The sequence below is a fragment of the Thermomicrobium sp. genome, assembly GCF_053493975.1.
In genome coordinates this window covers 1-16696 of record NZ_JBRBZA010000005.1, presented here as the reverse complement: position 1 = coordinate 16696, position 16696 = coordinate 1, and the positions used below count along the sequence as shown (strand labels likewise).

The window sequence follows — 16696 nt, the reverse complement described above, 5'->3', positions numbered from 1 at the left end:
GGTGACACTGAGCATCATGCGTGCCCCACGCACCTACTTTACCTCGGAGTCGGTGACCGAGGGACATCCGGACAAGCTGTGCGATCAGGTTTCCGATGCGGTATTGGATGCCGTGCTGGCCCAAGATCCGGACGGGCGAGTCGCTTGTGAAGCGGCGACGACGACTGGGCTCATGATTCTCATCGGGGAAATCACGACAACGGCGCGCGTCGACTACGCTGAGCTCGCTCGGCAGGTCGTCACCGATGCTGGCTACGTTTCCTCCGAGTACGGCATCGATGGTCGAACGATGGGAGTTATCCTCTCGATCAAGGAGCAGGCACCGGAGATCGCGTATGGGGTTTCCGAGTCGCTCGAAGTGCGCGAGGGTTCGGCAAGAGACGAGTTCGATCGGATCGGAGCCGGCGATCAAGGCATGGTCGTCGGTTTCGCCTGCACCGAGACTCCGGAGCTGATGCCGCTTCCCATCGCACTCGCGCATGGACTCGTGCGTCGTTTAGCGACGGTTCGCAAGACGGGAATTCTCCCGTACCTCCGTCCGGATGGGAAAAGCCAGGTCACGGTCGAGTACCGATATGGGCGACCAGCTCGTGTCGCGACAGTGGTGCTCTCCGCCCAGCACGACCCGGATGTCTCGCGCGAGCAACTCCGTCGCGATCTCATCGAGACTGTCGTGAGTCCGGTGGTTCCGAGCGAGTTGCTCGATCGCGAGACGGAAATTCTGATCAACCCGAGCGGCTCCTTCGTCCTCGGTGGCCCGCGTGCGGACGCCGGGATGACCGGTCGCAAGATCATGGTGGACACCTATGGAGGGATGGCGCGACACGGCGGCGGAGCCTTCTCTGGGAAAGATCCGACGAAGGTCGATCGGTCGGCGGCATACGCTGCTCGCTACGTCGCCAAGAACGTCGTCGCCGCAGGACTGGCTGATCGCTTCGAGATTCAAATTTCGTATGCGATCGGTCGAGCACGCCCGGTGGCGATCCATGTCGAGACGTTCGGGACTGGACGATTGGACGAGGAGCGAATCGCTGAACTCGTGACGAGGCATTTCGATCTCCGTCCGGCGGCGATCATCCATCATCTGGGCTTGCAGCGGCCGCTCTACCGGCAGGTCGCGGCTTACGGACACTTCGGGCGACCCGATCTCGATTTGCCCTGGGAGCGGACAGACAAGGCGGAGTTGCTTCGGTCGGAAGCGGGGCTGGTCGGGAGCCTGCCGGAGCGATAACGGAGAGTGGACGCTCCTATGCGTCGGGCCTTGATCACTGGTGCGACCGGGTTCGCTGGACGGTACCTCGCGGATCAGCTGGCATCAACTGGTCGTTGGGAGGTGCTCGGGCTCTCGGCGCGGCCCAGCCCGCCGGCCTCGTCACTCAAACAGCACCTCGTCTGTGATCTGATGAACGGCGAGCTCGTCCGCCGCACATTGGCACACTGGCATCCTGAGGTGATCTTTCACCTGGCTGCCGTCAGTTACGTTCCGCGTTCCTTTCAGGATCCTTACGGAACGATCGCGAACAACGTTCTCGGACAGGTCAACTTGCTGGAGGCGGTTCGTTCGCTCGAACCGCCGCCGCTCGTCGTCATCGTCAGTTCGTCGGATGCGTATGGCCTCGTCTACGAACATGAGCTTCCGGTCACCGAGGCCCAACCCTTCCGGCCACTGAGCCCGTACGGTGTGAGCAAGGCGACGCAGGATCTCTTGGGATTACAATATCATCTAACTTATGATTTGCCGATCGTGCGCGTTCGTCCCTTTACTCACATTGGACCGGGCCAGAGCGAGCGATTCGCGCTCTCCGGATTCGCCCGCCAAATCGCGGAAGCCGAGTTGGGCATGGCGCCGCCCGTCCTCCTCGTCGGTGAACTCGACGTGGAGCGGGATCTCCTCGACGTGCGCGACGTCGTGCGCGCGTATGAACTCTTGGCCGAGCCCCGTTTCAGTGGCGAGGTCTTCAATCTTGCCAGTGGGGTGTCGCGGTCGCTCCGCGAGTTGGTCGAGCAGTTGCTGTCGCTCGCGCGTATTCCGATGCGACTCGAACGTGACCCAGCTCGTCTCCGCCCGATCGAGGTACGCGTTCTTCGGGGAGATGCGACGGCCCTTCGCAGGGCCACCGGTTGGCAGCCGACGATACCGATCGAGCAAACACTCGAGGATATGCTGGAGTATTGGCGGCGAACCCTGCGACCCTCACGCGCCGGTGATCGAGCAGTTTTCGGTGAGCACGGTGAGCGCTCCCCCGTGTAGAGACAATGTCAGAAGAGACTCCACTGATTCGGCAGAATGGATTGGCTGGGACGACCAGCCGAGAAGGCGGCGAACGAGCCGAACATGGCCTTCAACGTCCCGAATGGTAACGGGATATCCTAACGGTAGGACGCCGTTCAGAAAGTGAGCTGCGCGCCAAGCTGGCCAGCTCGTGTCCAGAAGGCAGGCAGCATCGTCGGGCACAGGTGCCCACGATCCGGGTCGAGTGGGGAACCACCCGGTAGGTAGCGTGTCCTGCCCGAGAATCTCCAAGAGGCGACTCGTTCCGTACCACGCGAGCCAGGCTTCGAGACGGTCTCCTGGAAAGCCGAGAGGGATATCGCAGGTGACCTGGTCGATGATGGGACCACTGTCGAGTTCGTCCGTCACCCAGTGCAGGGTGATTCCTCCTCGCAGCCTGCCATCGCGGTATTGCCAAAAGAGCGGAGAGGGACCGCGAAAGTCCGGTAGCAGCGATGGATGGATGTTGATCATCCCGAACGGGTAATGACGAATCAGGCGCGAGGGGATTTTCCATGGAAAGCAGGAGATCACGCCAAGGTCGGCAGGGATCCGCTCGTCGTTGTCGAGCTCGAAAAGGGTGGAGCGGGTGGGGACATGAACGACCGGAATGGCATGCCGTGCTGCGATCACTGCGACGTCTTCGTTCCAGCCCGCGAGCGGTATTCGCCGGTTGGTCCCTGGCTGGCGATTTTTCCCTGCCAGGACGAGGCAGCGAACCTGGGCACGCGCACGTAGGAGAACCTGGAACGTGATCGAGGTCTGCCGGCTGTGGCTTCCCCAGAGTGTCAGTTTCCATCTCCTGACAGGCTTTGACGTCATGGGTGACTGTCCGCTACGCTTGGGCGAGCGTTCGAGACCGACGGGCGAGAGGAACAGCATCATGGTGCGACTGGTGCACTGCGTGAAATTGCGGCGAGAGTTGCCCGGACTGGATCGTCCCCCTTTCCCGGGGCCGCTCGGCGAGCGCATTTATCGCGAGATCTCGCGCGATGCTTGGCAGATGTGGCTGGAATATCAGACGATCGTCATCAATCACTACGGGTTGAATCCGGCTGATCCGGAAGATCGAGCGATCCTGCGTGCGCACCTGGAAGCCTTTTTGTTCGGGGGTGAAGAGGAATTGCCTGAGGAGTGGGTACCGCCGGGAGCAGGACAGCCAACGAAGGGTGCTCCAGCTCGCAAGAAGTGAGGTGCCTGTCATGTGGCGGACACTCCTAGCACTGGCAGTTCGGGCGCAATGCGAAGCCGCAAGCGTGCATGCGCAAGGCGCAATGCAGTTTCGACTTCAATGGGATCGCTTCCTCGAGCGAAGATGAAGCCCAGGTAGCTCGCGCCTTCGGGCAACGGCACGATGCGATGATTGCGCTTGACCGTTATCTCGATACCAGTGATGCCTGGCACGCTCGAAGCTTCCTCGATCCCTTCGACGTCTTTGAGGATGCCTGGCCGCGGGATCGGGATCATCATGACGCCGACTGCGTCCGGCCGACGCTCGAGTTCCGGGAGTTGTTCCCCGACTGCATGCGCGAGAATTAGTTCCTCTAAGGACAAGCCAGTACCGAACTCCAAGATCCGTGAGCACAGTCCCCCGATCGAGCGTCCCGCTACCTCGATGACCCATGGACCAGCGTCGTTGACCCGCAGTTCGGCATGAACAGGTCCGGTCCGCAGTCCCAGGGCGCGGGCAGCCCTGGCGGTTGTCTCGACGACCTGCTCCTGAACAGCAGGTGGCAAGCGCGAGGGCGTGACGTAGATCGTCTCCTCGAAAAATGGCCCATCCAAGGGATCAGGTTTATCGAAGAGTGCCAGAAGACGAAACGCTCCATCAGTCAGAAGCCCTTCCACCGCGACCTCGAATCCAGGGACGAAGGGCTCGGCCAATAGCTGGGCCGTTCGCAGGTCGATACCATCGCTTGTCAGGATGCTCCGAATGCGCTCCACAGCTCGCACGAAGGAGAGTGGATCATCGGCTCGAATCACTCCGCGACTGCCGGAGAGACGAGTCGGCTTGACCACGCACGGGTAGCTCATCGAACGAGCCAGCGATGTCAGGTCAGCGAGCGCGGGAAAGGCCTGGGCGCGGGGTGCCGGCACTCCCATGGCGGCGAAGCGCTGCCGCATGATCCATTTGTCTCGGGCAGCGAGGGCGGCCTCTGGATCGTTGCTCGGCAGGCCCAATCGTTGGGCGATGAGAGCGGCCAGAACGGTACCCGCATCATCGACCGGTAGCACGGCGCGTACGCCGTATTGCCGAGCGATTTCTGCGATTTGCTCGGTTGCGCGAGCTGTGTCCCGGAAATCGGCCGTAAAGCGGAGAGGGAGGAACTGCTGGAGCGGTGATGGTGTGTCTTCGATGACCAGCGTCTCGATACCGAGTCGCTGGGCCGCGTCGAGAAAGGCGGCGGTGCGGTAGCTCGTGGGCGTGGTCAGAAGCATGACTCGTCGCGGAGCAATTCCCATGAGGCTCGCCTCGTTCCTAGTCTCGTCTCGAGTGTAGCCGACCCGACGAGCCAGGACGAACCCAGAGTGGCAGCGGTGAACCGCTGACGAGCGAAACGTGGGTCCGGTGCGCGAACGGGTTAGGGTATGTGGCTCGGAAACCTTTCTTATGGTGACGAAGCTTCTGTCTTGAGCACCGCTTCTCGTAATCCCTTCATGTAGCCGATGGCGAAAAGGCGACCGAGCATCATATAGCCCGGTTCCGTGTTCGGTTCCCCTTCCATCGTCGGGGCATGATCGGGTCGCATCGCACCGCGGAAACCGACTCGATGGTACGCTTGCATGGCTCGGAACATATCGGTCTGTCCGTCGTCATGGAACGTCTCGACGAAGTTGGTCGGGCCGCCGCGCACGTCGCGAAAGTGGACGAAGTGGATCTTTCCTTGCTTTCCGAAATGGTGAATCCATTCGATGACATCGACGCCCATCGAGGAGACAGTCCCCTGGCAAAAAGTGAGCCCATGGGCTGGGCTGGGATGCAGATCGAGTGCACGCTGGAGCGCCTGTGGCGTGATGAGGATGCGCGCGATGCCCCGTAGTGACGGCACAGGTGGATCGTCGGGATGCAGGGCGAGTTGGACTCCTGCTTCTTCCGCGACCGGTACGACAGCGCTGAGAAAATAGCGAAGATTCTCCCAGAGTTGCTCCGCGCTCACCGTCCCGATATGAGTCGGCCCGGCCCGTTCCATGAGTTCGTGGTCGTAACTCGTCGTGAATGCGCCGCCTCGTGTCGGGGTGGTGACCGATGTGCGGGCCCAGTTGATGACCGCCATCCAGTTCCAGCACCAGACAGGGATTCCGAGTTTGCCCATGTTGCGAATGAGCGTGATGACCCACTCGATTTCTTCGTCACGCCCCTCGATTCCCAATCGCGCACGATGCATCGGCGGTGATGCTTCGATCACCGACACCGTGATGCCGGCCTCACGGAAGCGCTGCACCATGAGGAGCAAAGGCATGAAGTCCCATGGGCGATGTTCTGGTGGCGGCACATCGACGGGTACGATGGGCTGAGGAACACCCGGTGGATTGGATGCTTGATGGCCACCCGCGACGTGGAAAGGTAGGGTCGTCACTGCATGGGTGACGCCCATCTGGAGCGCCAACTTCCACCGCTCATTCGGCCATGGGGGAAGAATCAAGGCGAGTTCCATCGTCGATCTCCTTTCCGCGGTTTCGGTGTGATTCTGGCAGATCAGCTCAACAGAGAGAAGTGGGCTCGGATGGGACGACACGGTACGAGCGGTGGAGCGAATCGAGCCATGAAGGTCTGGGCTGCGCTGAGCCGGTACCCCTCTCCGAGACACGAGCAACCTCGAACTGCAGCGAACTGTCCCTGTGTCAGACCGGTTCACCGGAAGAACGTCGTGCCTCGTTTGGCGTGAGTGCACGACTGCGAAGTCGAGCGTCAGACGATGACCCGGGCGATCGGGGAGGACGAGGTGGCCGTCCTGGATGAGTGGTCGCTCGAGAACGCGTTCCTCCCTCCATGCGATATCGAAGGCATCGAAGTCGAGCGCGAAGAAGACGGGTATGGCCGCGCAGAACTCGGCGGCTGCCATCGTGCCGACGGGGCTCGTGACGTTGTGCCGGACGACGAGCAGCTCGCTGAGATCAGCCAGTACAGTGGCGCTGCGGGCTCGAGGAGGCCATCCATGTTCGGGAAAACGGGTGCGAAAGGTTGGCAGATTTGCCGCAGGATCTGCTCCCGAGAACCAGCGACCCGGTAAGGGTTTTCGTCAGTACAGAGCGAGATGCAGCTGCTCCGCGCGACCGCGGGCAGTGCATCCACGTTGTCCGGGGATACCGGAGCTTCTCACCGACCCGTTTCGCGGTCGCCAACCTGCGCGCCTGAGCGATCGTCTTGGGGCCAGCGGTCGTTCCCGCAGCAATGGAGGGCGCAATCGCTGTCCGGGCCAATCGGTGTGCGGACGGCGCAGACGACGTCCACGACGAAACGACGTTCGGCTGTGCTCATCGTCCGGTCCTATGGCTCGCACCAAGAACCGCAGGGATCGACCTTCTCAGTCGAGCCGTCGCGGTGAGGATTCGCTGCATCGATGTCGACTGGTCCAGCGGAGAGACCTCGAGCCAGAGCACCAGGTGCGCGTATCCGCCCCACTATGGGGATTCGGTGCTTCTCCGGCGTGGAGGTCGACGGAATGTCGTATCCGATCGCGGAAGTGACCTCCGAACAACGTCGAGAGTGGGGTATCGAGTGCCCGGGCGACGAGATCCTACAGGGCGAGTTCGATCCCGCAAATGGCCTTCGTGATGGCGCCGGCCTGTGAGCTCGCTCCCGAAAAGCAGCGCTGGAGTTCGAAGATGATGCGCGCGACATGGAACGGATCCTTGCCGATGATGAATGCACTCGCAGCCTCGATCAGTTCGAGAACTCGCGCTCGCAGTACGCCTCACCGAGGCCCGACGAACTATCGTCGGTCGACACACGCACCAGCATTCGATCGACGTTTCCCTCGATGACGGTCGTCGCGCCAGCAGCGATCCACCCGCCATTCCCCCACTCGCTCGTCAGGTGATGGTCGCTCGTCGCTTCCGTAATACCGAACGAGTCAGCGAGAGAGCAGTAGCCACTGAAGTGAATGACGAGCGAGCGACCGGGGGGATAGTCGCTTCGCCACCTTTCACGCGATACTGAGGGGGAGCGAATCACGGTGCCCAGTAGGAGGAGAAGCCATGGGAAAGTTGAGTGGGAAGCGAGCGCTCGTGACAGGAGCTGGCATGGGTATCGGGCAGGGTATCGCTCGAGCCTTGGCAGCAGAAGGAGCGGCAGTCGCACTGCATTACGCCCACAGTCGGGAGGGCGCAGAGGCAACGGCACGGGAAATCGAGCGGGCTGGTGGGCGATCCTTCGCCATCGGAGGAGATCTCCGCTCGGTCAGCGAGTGTCGCCGTGTCGTCGATGAAGCGGCGGCTGTCCTCGGTGGCCTGGACATCCTCGTGAACAACGCGGGTGTGACGCGTGCACGGCCGTTTCTCGAGTTTCCGGAAGACGTCTACAATGAGCTTTTCGATCTCAACATGAGGAGCTATTTCTTCTGCGCTCAACGTGCTGCTCACTACATGATCCAGAACGGCGGTGGAGCGATTTTGAACATCACCTCGATCCATGGTGCGGCTGGATTTCCCTTGCATGCAGCCTATGCGGCGACGAAGGGAGCGATCATCGCTTTCACGCGTTCGTTGGCTATCGAACTCGCTCCGCTCAAGATTCGAGTCAACGCCATCGGTCCTGGATTGATCGAGGTGCCACGGTATTTCCAATTTCCTGGTTACACCACCGAGTTCGGAAACCAGCTCGTTCCTTGGGGACGGGTAGGGCGACCGGAGGACGTGGGGAAGGCTGCCGTCTTTCTGGTGTCCGACGACGCGGACTTCATCACGGGGCAAGTCCTTTTCGTCGATGGCGGAACTCAGGCGAGAATGGGACTGTGGTGGGAGCAAGCGCAGGTTCCGCAGTGATCGCTAACCGAGGAGGACAGTGACCAGCGACGGCATCGACGCACGATGTCCGGTGCGTTCGCGGGGGTGCGCGCTCCGTTCGAAGATGTTTCCACCGGCTACCCAGCGAACGATTGTGGTCCTGGCGCGCGGAGGCCTCGCGCTCCGCGCCCTCGCGCACAGGCCATCGGATTGCAGCTGAGGCCGAGGATCGCGGACGAGCTGTGACCGCGTCGCTCGTCATCGCTTCTACCGACAGGTCGTCGCGTGAGGTTTTCCCCCTTTCAGGCGTGCCACGGCAATGAGGAAGGACTCGAGAGAGAGGATGTTCTGCGGCTCGTCCGGACCGAGCCGTTCGATGCGTGCAACGCTCGAGAAAGAAAAATCCCGGGACCAATCGGTCCCGAGATAGAAGCGGAAGCGACGGGATTCGAACCCGCGATCTCGGCCTTGACAGGGCCGCGTGTTAGGCCTCTACACCACGCCTCCGCGTTGTCACGTCGAGAGTATGGCATATCGCTGCTGCCGTTGTCAAGGGCCGCGCTCTGCGAGACCTGGGGCGAGACGGGTTGCGCGCTGGTTCGGTTCGGTAGCAGACGCCATCGGCCCGCACATACCCGTGCCCACTTTATTCGTTGGAGTTCGTGGCACCTGCGGCGTTGAGAAGGCGAGTGACTCGGGCCCGTCTCGTCGGTCGTTGCGCTCGACTCAGCCCTCGCTGAGGAGACTACTCGACTCGCGCACGCGTTGGAGGATCACCTGCGCTTCCTCTCCTCGAGCGAGACGTGGCCGATGGTAGTCCTCGATCAGGACAGGGACGAGTTCGTAGCGAATGAGCTCAGCGCCAGACAGCCAGAGATGAAGAATCAGTCCTTGTTTGGTTTCCAACGACCATTCCTGATCGAAGACGAAATTACCGAGCGAGTAGAAGATAGGGCGATCGCGATGCCACTCGACGCCCTGGACCCAATGCGGATGCGATCCCACGACGAGAGTCGCGCCGGCATCGATGGCGCGGCGTGCGATCGCGCGTTGATGGGCCGTCGGTACGAGCGTATACTCGGCACCCCAATGAAAGAACGGTATGACGATGTCGGCTTGCTGGGAAGCGATCCGGATAGCATTCTCGACGATGTCCGCTCGAAGCGGAGCAGTACCAGGGGTGTTCTCGCCGGCTCCGTACCAGTCGGTCGAAACGCCGTCGAAGCCGAGCAGGGCGATCCGCGAGGGGCCGATCCGGAAAACAGCCGGTCGGACAGCCGCGGCGAGGTTGTCTCCCGCGCCGAACGTGGTAATACCAGCCTCCCGACAGACTTGCATGGTGTCCTGCAATGCCGCGTAACCGAAATCCATGCTGTGGTTGTTGGCCAGGCTGACCGCATCGATACCGGATAAGGCGAGTCCGGCGATCGCTTCGGGGAAACTCATGAATCGCAGCGTGTAGGGATCGGCTGGAGGATGGACCCGCCGAGTGAGTGCGCATTCGAGGTTGACGACCGTCAGATCGGCCCAGGAAAGCTCGGAGGCGATCGACCGGAAAGGGGCAGCCCAATCACCGCGAGCGGCCATGATGCGGTGGACGGTGCGCCCCAGAATGACGTCTCCTGCAAAGGTGAGCGTCGTGAAGTTGGGTGGTGTCGCCAATGGTGGTTGCAGCAGCTCTGGAGGAAGGAGATCGATTGCGCCCTCCACGGTGAGCCACTCGGTCAGCGATGCCGGATAATCGTCCTGGTCAGGACGCAGCGGGTCCCTTCCGTCTAGGCGAAGAACGCGTAGATGGGGATACAGCGCCCACGGTTCGACGAGGGCGAAGGCACCCCCTGGCGGATTCGCGCCGAGGTCGCTCGCGTTGATCACCGTACGATCCGGTTGGTCGAGGGCTTTGCCGTTTTCCTGGACGCTGATCCGCACGACTGGAAGGGGCTCGGGATGCCCGAGTTCTCGCCAGTCTTCGACCTGCCCAGCGAGCAGTGCGTCGAGTGACGACGCATCGAGACTCAAAACAAAATTCGCGTGCGACGTCACGGGTACGAGATAGCGGACACCAAGTATCGGCCCAGTCGGATAGCGGGAAACGACGCGCAACCGAATCGAGGCTTTCTCCGGCTCAACGAGCTCGAGCGTCCAGCGTGGCGGAAGCTGTTCGCGGAGGAGATCGATCCATCGCACTGCCTGTCGCTGCAGAGATGGTGGGAGACCGCTCAGACTCACGGTGAGACGGAGCGAACGCGAGATAGTTTGGCGCGGAGTTCGTCTGACGGGAGGTTGGCTCGAGTTCTTCTCTAGTGTCGGAGACGGGGGCGCGTCGCTCGGCAGAGGCGATGCAGAGCAGCGAACGGTGAGGAGTGGGGAAAGCCCAAGCAATGCGCGTCGCGTGAGGCGCAGCGAAAGGATTCCGGTTCCGCTTCGATCGCTGGACACTCTGCAACACACGATGATGTCCCCCCAGAAGGTCGAGGAATCTCTTGCCCTGACGCCTCGCATCGATCGACGCGCGAGCTGAAATGATGATAGCGTGTCCAGCGGAGCAATACCGTCGGACGGGAGGCGTTCGGCGGTGCTCTGTGAAAGGACTGTAAAGTATCGCACGAGTTCGAGAAGTGCTTGTCGAAGAGAAAACGTGCGGAGGGCGGAGCGCAGCTCCGCCCTCCGCAAGCTGACTGGTTTCGAGAGACTCTTTACGGTGTGGCCTCGACTGGTGGAGTGCCGTAGGTATGGAACGTCGCGACCGTGGGAAGCCCCCAAGCTTGCCCGCGCTTGCGCTCCGCTTCGGTCCAGACGATGGGCTTCCAGTCAGGCGCGAGGACGAGACGAGCGCCTGGACAGCCGATCTCGATCCGATGCCCACCCGGTTCGATCACGTACAGGAAAACGGTCTGCTGAACAGCGTGCTTGTGCGGTCCGTATTCGATGCGGTAGCCGAACTCGATCGCAATGTCCGCGGCGCGGAGCACTTCCTCCCGCGTATCGACGGCATAGCAGACGTGATGGAACCGACCGCGAGCCCCGGTCTGATCTTCGGTGATCGCGATCTCGTAACCCTTGTTGTTCGCTGTGACCCATGCTCCTTTCTCTGTCCCGTCGTCGAAGATGATGCATTCGGTGAGCTTGAGTCCCAGGTTTTCCTGCAGGAAGCGTCGTGTGGCTCGCACATCAGCTGCGCAGACGTTGATATGGTCGAGGCGTCGCACATTGCAGCCGCGTGCTGGAAAACGGGACGCTTGATTCTTGAGCGCTGGTTTCGTTTGCGGTGTTGGTTGATACCATTCCACTTCCCACACGAGTTCGCCGACATGTCCGTCCGGTGTGCGAAAACGATAGGCTGGGCCGTGGCCGGCGTCGCCCTCGATCCACCCCAAACCGAGTCCAGATCGCTCGAGCATGGTGATGCGACGCTGGAGGGCCTGCGGCGAACTCACTCGATAGGCAAAGTGTTCCATCCCAGGTACCGGAGCAGCGGTGAGCTTAAGTGTGTGGTGCGCGTAGTCATCCCATCCCCGCAGGTAGACTGAGTTTCCGTGTCGCGCGCTCACCGTCATGCCGAGATACTCCACGAAGAAGCGTTCGCTTTCCTCGAGTGTCGGCGTCAGGAGCTCCAGGTGAGCGGGATGCGCCATGTCGCAGTTCGGCTCTCCAATGTAAAGCGTTACCTCGTCCATCTCGGTACCTCCACCATTCTCGACCGATACCCTGACCTCACCGTCGATCCGCTATGAGCGAACGCAAGCCATGCAGGTCGAAGGACAGCTCTCCCGCACGTAGCCGTTCACGCACTCGTGCTTCACGCTCCGCGCGAGCGCGAGCCGCGTCGAGAACGTTGGCGACGCGGTCACGGGGAACGACAACGGCCCCATCTTCGTCGAGCACGACGATGTCGCGGGGTTCGATGCGCGCTCCCCCAACGACGACCGGGACATCGATCTGACCGACCTTCTCCTTGGTTGCACCGCGCACGCGCACGAAGCGGGTCCACACCGGAAGCTCCATCGCACGCAGTTCGTCGAGATCGCGGACCGCGGCATCGACCAAAAGGGCCGCTGCTCCGCGGACCTGAGCCTGAATCGCCAGAAGTTCGCCAACGAGTGCGACCGGTTCGGGTTCCGGCATCGTAATCACGAGCACCGAGCCGGGAAAGACATGCTCCATCACCGCGTGAACCATGAGGTTATCGCCTTGGCCACAGAGAACGGTCAGTGCCTGTCCAGCAACGCGTCGACCAGCGAGGATGGGAATCAAGGGAACATCGATGAGACCCTGCCGCCCCGACGCTTCGTAGACTGTCGCAACACCCAGTTCAGCGAACTCACGGCAGGCTTGGGCGACGAGGGACTCGTGCGCCTGCGGCTCGCGTGTCGTCATGTGGAACCTCCGCGAACGTTCAACCATGACCGAGCAAGGCACGCACGACCAGTGGGGTGACACGTTGAAACGCTTCTGCGTAGCGGATGTCCTTGGCGCCGGAAATGCGCCGTGCATGATTGGCCCGACGTTCCGCAAGCTCAGCATAGTAGTGCTGGAGGTACTGTTGTGACGCCATGACCTGCATCGCAGCGACCTTTTTCTCGAACACTGGCGTGATATCGACGAAGACGTTCGGGACGAAACCACAGAGCTCAGGTTGATGCGGCTCGAAGTAGTACAAAGGTGGCGGCTCGATCGTCTCGAAGGCACTGGCGACGCCTGCACCAGAGGAGAGGAGACGTGCTTGTTGAACAGCCTGGTTAGCGACCGGGTGATCGGGGTTGAAGGGATCGATCGGGGTATGCGTGACGATCGCGTCGGGGCGGAAATCGCGAATGAGCTGGGCGAGTCGCTCGGTCGCCTCGCGATCGACCTCTAGGGGATAGTCACCCAGATCGAAGCTGACGAAGCGTGCGCGGAGTAGGTGGGCTGCACGCTCTGCTTGCTCGTGCCGGATCGCCTTGACTCGCTCGACTGTTTGACCTGGCTCCTTCCACAACTCACCCGACTCCCCGCGTTCACCATAGGAAAGCGCAAGAACGATCGCTTCTCCACCGTTTGCGGTGACCAGCGCGATCACGCCTCCCGCGCGCCAGACGAAGTCGGCGGCGTGTGCACCGACTACCAGCAGCCGTTGGACGCTAGTCATGTACCCCTCCCTTGGGCAAGCCGCACTGTGTTGTGCACTGCCATGATGCGGATCTCTTCCTCGCTGAACCCAGCTTCCAGTAGGCGATCAGCGAACAGAGCGAGGCCGTCCTCGACCGGCGGGTTATCCGGTTGACCGAGATCGGTGCTGAGAACGACCCGGTGCACACCGACTGCACGAATGTGTGCAAAAGTGGTCTCCCACGGCACTTTCCCACTGAACAATGGGGTAAAGCAGTGCTCGAGAAAGGCTCCCGATTCAGCGAGCGCAATCTGGTCCTCGATGGGCAGTGCCTGGGAGGGAAAATCCGGATGCGTCACGATAATATGCCGAACTCCTTCCTCGCGTGCGGCATGGACGACGGCGAAAATCTCATCACGACCGAGGTGTCCGGTTGCGAGAACCAGGTCATGACGAGCGATGATGCGCAGGACAGCTCGCAGTTCCGGTACGACAGCGCCTCGGTCATCGACAACCTCGACCGGGGGAACATCGAATCCCGCCTCGCGCATTTCCTGCTGCAGTCGTGCCCAGTACGGCAGCTTGCTTCCAGTGGCAGCGTGGAGAAGGTGGCGACGTTCGTTCGCCGCATCGACCGTTGGCAACCAAACGATGCGCGCACCTTCCCGGGCTGCGATCTCCACTGCGAGCGGGTTCAGTCCCCCGACCGCACGATTGAGCGTGATCGATCCGAGCACGTCAACACCCGCGACGGCCGAGCGAACAACGGCGGCTCGCTCGGCAGTGGGAACGTAATGCGACTTGATCACATAACCAGCGAGACCGACCTCGCGAAATCGTTGCGCGAGCGCGATATCGTCGATGCGCCGTGGCATGACGTCTGGGCCGGAGTGGACATGGAGATCGTATGCACCACGGACGAGTTCACGCGCTCGCTGGCTTGGAATCGGTAACGCTGCCGTCGTTTCGTGCGCCTTCCCATCGATCGTCAAGAGCGTTTTGGTCAATGCTGCGTTGAAGGCAGCTGACGTCCATGACGTGTACAGTGTAACACAGACGAGGATAACTATTTACGGCTGAAGCTCATGAGAGGAGAGCCCGAGTCTCGGGACTCGGTCTCTCCTCCGGTACGGAACTAAAGCTGCCTAGCAGCGTTCGTGACGAATAGAAAGTCGACCAGTTGGTCGACTGGAACAGTCTGCTTAATCTCTCCGCGCTGCCTCCAGAGCTGTTGTGCTTCTTCCAACTTGGTGATGTCGAACGTCCCGTCCGCAGAAACTCCCGGCCAGGTCATCTGCTCATGGAGCTTATCGTCCTTGAGCGGGGTTCGATGCTTGAGGATAGCTATCACTTCGGCGCGTGCTGCCGGGTCCTTCAATGCTTGCAGATAATAGCGAGCACCTCGCAGATAACCGACGAGGAACGCTTCCAAAAGTGCTGGATCCTTCAGCATCGGAGGACCGACCACGATGACGGAAATGGGGAAGTTGTCACCGACGATGTCGACGATCGCGTCACCGGCAACGAGAGGGACAGCTGCGCCGAGTTGCTTCGTGGCAATCGTTGCGTACGGCTCGACCAATTCTGCCGCCTCAACGGCCCCGTTCTGAAGGGCGGTCGGCATATCCGGTAGGCGGATCAATTGCAGCTTCACGTCGTCCAGAGTGAGATTGCCTGATTCCAGTACCTTCTTGAGCTCGAGGAGATCGATGCCTGCGTCGCTGGGCATCGCGAGCGTTCGTCCACGGAGGTCTGATACCGAACGCGCTCCTCGATCGTAGAGTTGCTTGGTAACCGCGTAGATGTGAAAGACATTCCCGCGACGCAATGCTCCCTCACCTACTACGATGGTGACTTCGACACCTTGGGTTCGTGCGTTGACGGGTGCTGCCTGAATTGCGCCGCTGAACAGGTCCAATTGCCCCACCGCGACGAGTGGGATCACCTCACCGGGTGTGCCTTGCGTCGTCACGAGTTCGACGTCGAGTCCGACGTCTTTAAAGAACCCCTTCTCGACGGCAATGAAATTGCCAGCTTCTTCAGTGGCGAGAGCCACGCGCACCTTGAGTTTGCGAGTTCGGCTGACGGTGGGGAGAGCTGTCAGTGTTGCAGCGGGGGCAGGGATGGTGCTGCTGTGGGACTGGGTGCTGTTCCGGTAGCGGGCGTGACCGCCGACGTCGAAAGCACAGTAGTCCGGGTTGGTACTTGGTTGCTCCCGCATGCGGAGAGCAACGAGCCGATGAAGGCGAAGGTGGTGGTACCAACCAACCCGCGGAGGAAATGACGACGCGTGATCATCGCTCGATCCATTTCCGTCCTCCTCAGGGTTCTGCTCGACCGCGTCTTTGGACGTTCTCGGTCTCAACGCGGTGGTATGAACTCATCGGGTTCGGGTGCCAGCCGCAGTCCCTCTCGAGAAGCATCACCCCCCTCTCGGTAGAAAGAACTTGCTCGACTGCATGAAGGCCGATAATTTCGCTTCAAATGATGCAATGAGTGAGTTGTAATGACAGTATATAGGAATGATTGATGGTGAATGTCGAAAAGTGACTTTTCTCTGGATAGCTATATCAAAGCTCGAACTTGTGCCCGTTCTGTATATCTGAATAAACAACGAACATGGGCAAGAATCAGAATACTGTGCTTTGTTCGCAGAGTCAAGCAGGGATGTCGTCCGACATCCCTACGCCGATGAACCGTTCTCTGATACGAGCGACAAAGGAGCCCGGGCGAGCAGCATGCGCTCCTCGCGCCGATGAGTGACCGCTTTGCCCCACTTGATCGACGGATTCGGTACCTTTCCCGCGATCGAAGACCGCGGCGGCAAAACCGAGGCGTTTCGCCTTCGTCCAAGTCGAGAGAGTATGTCCCCTGGGCCGTGGCGACCCAGGGGATTCTCTGGGCTGATCAACTTCAATGCTTCAACTCGAGCGGCGGGTACGGGCGACTTGCTCGCGGTAGCGGCGGGCTGGTTCGGCGTAGGGGGCCGGACCGACCGTCACCCACACCTCGGTCTGCACGTGCTGCTCGACCGACGGCTTGCGCGAACCGCCGTTCGGCTCCCCCCAGACCACGCGCAGCCGCGTCCCCTCCTGGGCATACTCCGCGCGCACCGTCGCCAGCGAGAGCACTCGCGCCTCGTTCGAGGAGAAGCCGGTGAACATGGCAAAGCCGACGACCTCCCCGGCTTCGTTGAGGACGGCGTCGTACAGCCAGGTCGCGTACTGGGCCAAGGGGAGATCGAAGTCCTTGTAGCGCTGGCCCTTGGGATGCGTGACGAGACTGCTGATGACGCGCGCGGCCTCCTCCGGATCCCAGACCAGCGTCACCTTCTTGCGGTGCGGCTGGTCCTTGAGCTGTTCCAGGGCTGCGCGGCCGACGAAGTCGTG

At 61.2% G+C, this 16696-nt stretch carries 14 protein-coding genes, 1 tRNA gene and 1 pseudogene; 5 read left to right on the top strand and 11 right to left on the bottom strand.

The window, feature by feature from the left end:
- Positions 1-16 precede the first annotated feature (16 nt).
- Positions 17-1231: a methionine adenosyltransferase gene (metK, locus tag ACWIVK_RS00490; RefSeq protein ID WP_448574630.1), complete on the top strand. Its 1215-nt coding sequence runs from the start codon at positions 17-19 to the stop codon at positions 1229-1231.
- Positions 1232-1249: 18 nt separating this feature from the next.
- Positions 1250-2251, top strand: a complete 1002-nt coding sequence (locus ACWIVK_RS00485; RefSeq protein WP_448574584.1) for a GDP-mannose 4,6-dehydratase — start codon at positions 1250-1252, stop codon at positions 2249-2251.
- Here ACWIVK_RS00485 and ACWIVK_RS00480 read toward each other — a convergent pair.
- Entirely contained in the window at positions 2195-3094 is a 900-nt protein-coding gene (locus ACWIVK_RS00480) for a formyltransferase family protein (protein WP_448574583.1), read from the bottom strand. The two genes, ACWIVK_RS00485 and ACWIVK_RS00480, sit on opposite strands and share 57 nt — an antisense overlap.
- A gap of 61 nt (positions 3095-3155) precedes the next feature.
- Between ACWIVK_RS00480 and ACWIVK_RS00475 the strand changes: the two genes are divergently transcribed.
- A complete protein-coding gene (locus tag ACWIVK_RS00475; protein ID WP_448574582.1) occupies positions 3156-3464 on the top strand; it encodes an oxidative damage protection protein in 309 nt (102 codons plus the stop codon).
- Between the two features lie 8 nt (positions 3465-3472).
- On the opposite strand, the gene ACWIVK_RS00470 is transcribed toward ACWIVK_RS00475, so the two are convergent.
- Both ACWIVK_RS00470 and ACWIVK_RS00465 read right to left on the bottom strand, forming a co-directional pair.
- Entirely contained in the window at positions 3473-4735 is a 1263-nt protein-coding gene (locus ACWIVK_RS00470) for an ATP-grasp domain-containing protein (protein ID WP_448574581.1), read from the bottom strand.
- 146 nt (positions 4736-4881) lie between these two features.
- The gene (locus ACWIVK_RS00465; RefSeq protein WP_448574580.1) at positions 4882-5928 is read right to left on the bottom strand and encodes a mannonate dehydratase; all 1047 of its coding nucleotides are present in this window, start codon (positions 5926-5928) and stop codon (positions 4882-4884) included.
- Between the two features lie 261 nt (positions 5929-6189).
- Here ACWIVK_RS00465 and ACWIVK_RS00460 point away from each other — a divergent pair, with 261 nt between their 5' ends.
- Together ACWIVK_RS00460 and ACWIVK_RS00455 are read left to right on the top strand one after the other, a co-directional pair.
- Complete coding sequence (locus ACWIVK_RS00460; protein ID WP_448574579.1) at positions 6190-6504, top strand: hypothetical protein; 315 nt, start codon at positions 6190-6192, stop codon at positions 6502-6504.
- Between the two features lie 967 nt (positions 6505-7471).
- Positions 7472-8257: an SDR family NAD(P)-dependent oxidoreductase gene (locus ACWIVK_RS00455; protein WP_448574578.1), complete on the top strand. Its 786-nt coding sequence runs from the start codon at positions 7472-7474 to the stop codon at positions 8255-8257.
- Positions 8258-8651: 394 nt separating this feature from the next.
- Here ACWIVK_RS00455 and ACWIVK_RS00450 read toward each other — a convergent pair.
- The 8 genes and pseudogenes from ACWIVK_RS00450 to ACWIVK_RS00415 all read right to left on the bottom strand — a co-directional run.
- Positions 8652-8725, bottom strand: a tRNA-Asp gene (locus tag ACWIVK_RS00450).
- Between the two features lie 219 nt (positions 8726-8944).
- Complete coding sequence (locus tag ACWIVK_RS00445; RefSeq protein ID WP_448574577.1) at positions 8945-10405, bottom strand: CapA family protein; 1461 nt, start codon at positions 10403-10405, stop codon at positions 8945-8947.
- A gap of 509 nt (positions 10406-10914) precedes the next feature.
- Entirely contained in the window at positions 10915-11895 is a 981-nt protein-coding gene (locus ACWIVK_RS00440; protein ID WP_448574576.1) for a VOC family protein, read from the bottom strand.
- Positions 11896-11932: 37 nt separating this feature from the next.
- The gene (locus ACWIVK_RS00435; protein ID WP_448574575.1) at positions 11933-12595 is read right to left on the bottom strand and encodes a 4-carboxy-4-hydroxy-2-oxoadipate aldolase/oxaloacetate decarboxylase; all 663 of its coding nucleotides are present in this window, start codon (positions 12593-12595) and stop codon (positions 11933-11935) included.
- Between the two features lie 19 nt (positions 12596-12614).
- Entirely contained in the window at positions 12615-13346 is a 732-nt protein-coding gene (locus ACWIVK_RS00430) for a PIG-L deacetylase family protein (protein ID WP_448574574.1), read from the bottom strand.
- Positions 13343-14299 carry a DUF6282 family protein gene (locus tag ACWIVK_RS00425; RefSeq protein WP_448574573.1) on the bottom strand — a complete coding sequence of 319 codons (957 nt, stop codon included), beginning with the start codon at positions 14297-14299 and terminating at the stop codon, positions 13343-13345. Before ACWIVK_RS00425 ends, ACWIVK_RS00430 begins: the two co-directional genes overlap by 4 nt.
- 143 nt (positions 14300-14442) lie before the next feature.
- On the bottom strand, positions 14443-15528 hold the full coding sequence (locus ACWIVK_RS00420; protein WP_448574572.1) for an ABC transporter substrate-binding protein: 1086 nt from the start codon (positions 15526-15528) through the stop codon (positions 14443-14445).
- A 700-nt stretch (positions 15529-16228) separates the two neighbouring features.
- Positions 16229-16696, bottom strand: a pseudogene (locus ACWIVK_RS00415) (aminomethyl transferase family protein); the annotation flags it as partial.

What these genes read in the sequence shown, in the direction of transcription:
- ACWIVK_RS00420 (WP_448574572.1), bottom strand. Translation starts at nt 15,528, where the DNA reads ATGCGGGAGCAACCAAGTACCAACCCGGACTACTGTGCTTTCGACGTC.
- ACWIVK_RS00440 (WP_448574576.1), bottom strand. Translation starts at nt 11,895, where the DNA reads ATGGACGAGGTAACGCTTTACATTGGAGAGCCGAACTGCGACATGGCG.
- ACWIVK_RS00475 (WP_448574582.1), top strand. Translation starts at nt 3,156, where the DNA reads ATGGTGCGACTGGTGCACTGCGTGAAATTGCGGCGAGAGTTGCCCGGA.
- ACWIVK_RS00480 (WP_448574583.1), bottom strand. Translation starts at nt 3,094, where the DNA reads ATGACGTCAAAGCCTGTCAGGAGATGGAAACTGACACTCTGGGGAAGC.
- ACWIVK_RS00470 (WP_448574581.1), bottom strand. Translation starts at nt 4,735, where the DNA reads ATGGGAATTGCTCCGCGACGAGTCATGCTTCTGACCACGCCCACGAGC.
- ACWIVK_RS00430 (WP_448574574.1), bottom strand. Translation starts at nt 13,346, where the DNA reads ATGACTAGCGTCCAACGGCTGCTGGTAGTCGGTGCACACGCCGCCGAC.
- ACWIVK_RS00485 (WP_448574584.1), top strand. Translation starts at nt 1,250, where the DNA reads ATGCGTCGGGCCTTGATCACTGGTGCGACCGGGTTCGCTGGACGGTAC.
- metK (WP_448574630.1), top strand. Translation starts at nt 17, where the DNA reads ATGCGTGCCCCACGCACCTACTTTACCTCGGAGTCGGTGACCGAGGGA.
- ACWIVK_RS00435 (WP_448574575.1), bottom strand. Translation starts at nt 12,595, where the DNA reads ATGACGACACGCGAGCCGCAGGCGCACGAGTCCCTCGTCGCCCAAGCC.
- ACWIVK_RS00460 (WP_448574579.1), top strand. Translation starts at nt 6,190, where the DNA reads ATGACCCGGGCGATCGGGGAGGACGAGGTGGCCGTCCTGGATGAGTGG.
- ACWIVK_RS00455 (WP_448574578.1), top strand. Translation starts at nt 7,472, where the DNA reads ATGGGAAAGTTGAGTGGGAAGCGAGCGCTCGTGACAGGAGCTGGCATG.
- ACWIVK_RS00465 (WP_448574580.1), bottom strand. Translation starts at nt 5,928, where the DNA reads ATGGAACTCGCCTTGATTCTTCCCCCATGGCCGAATGAGCGGTGGAAG.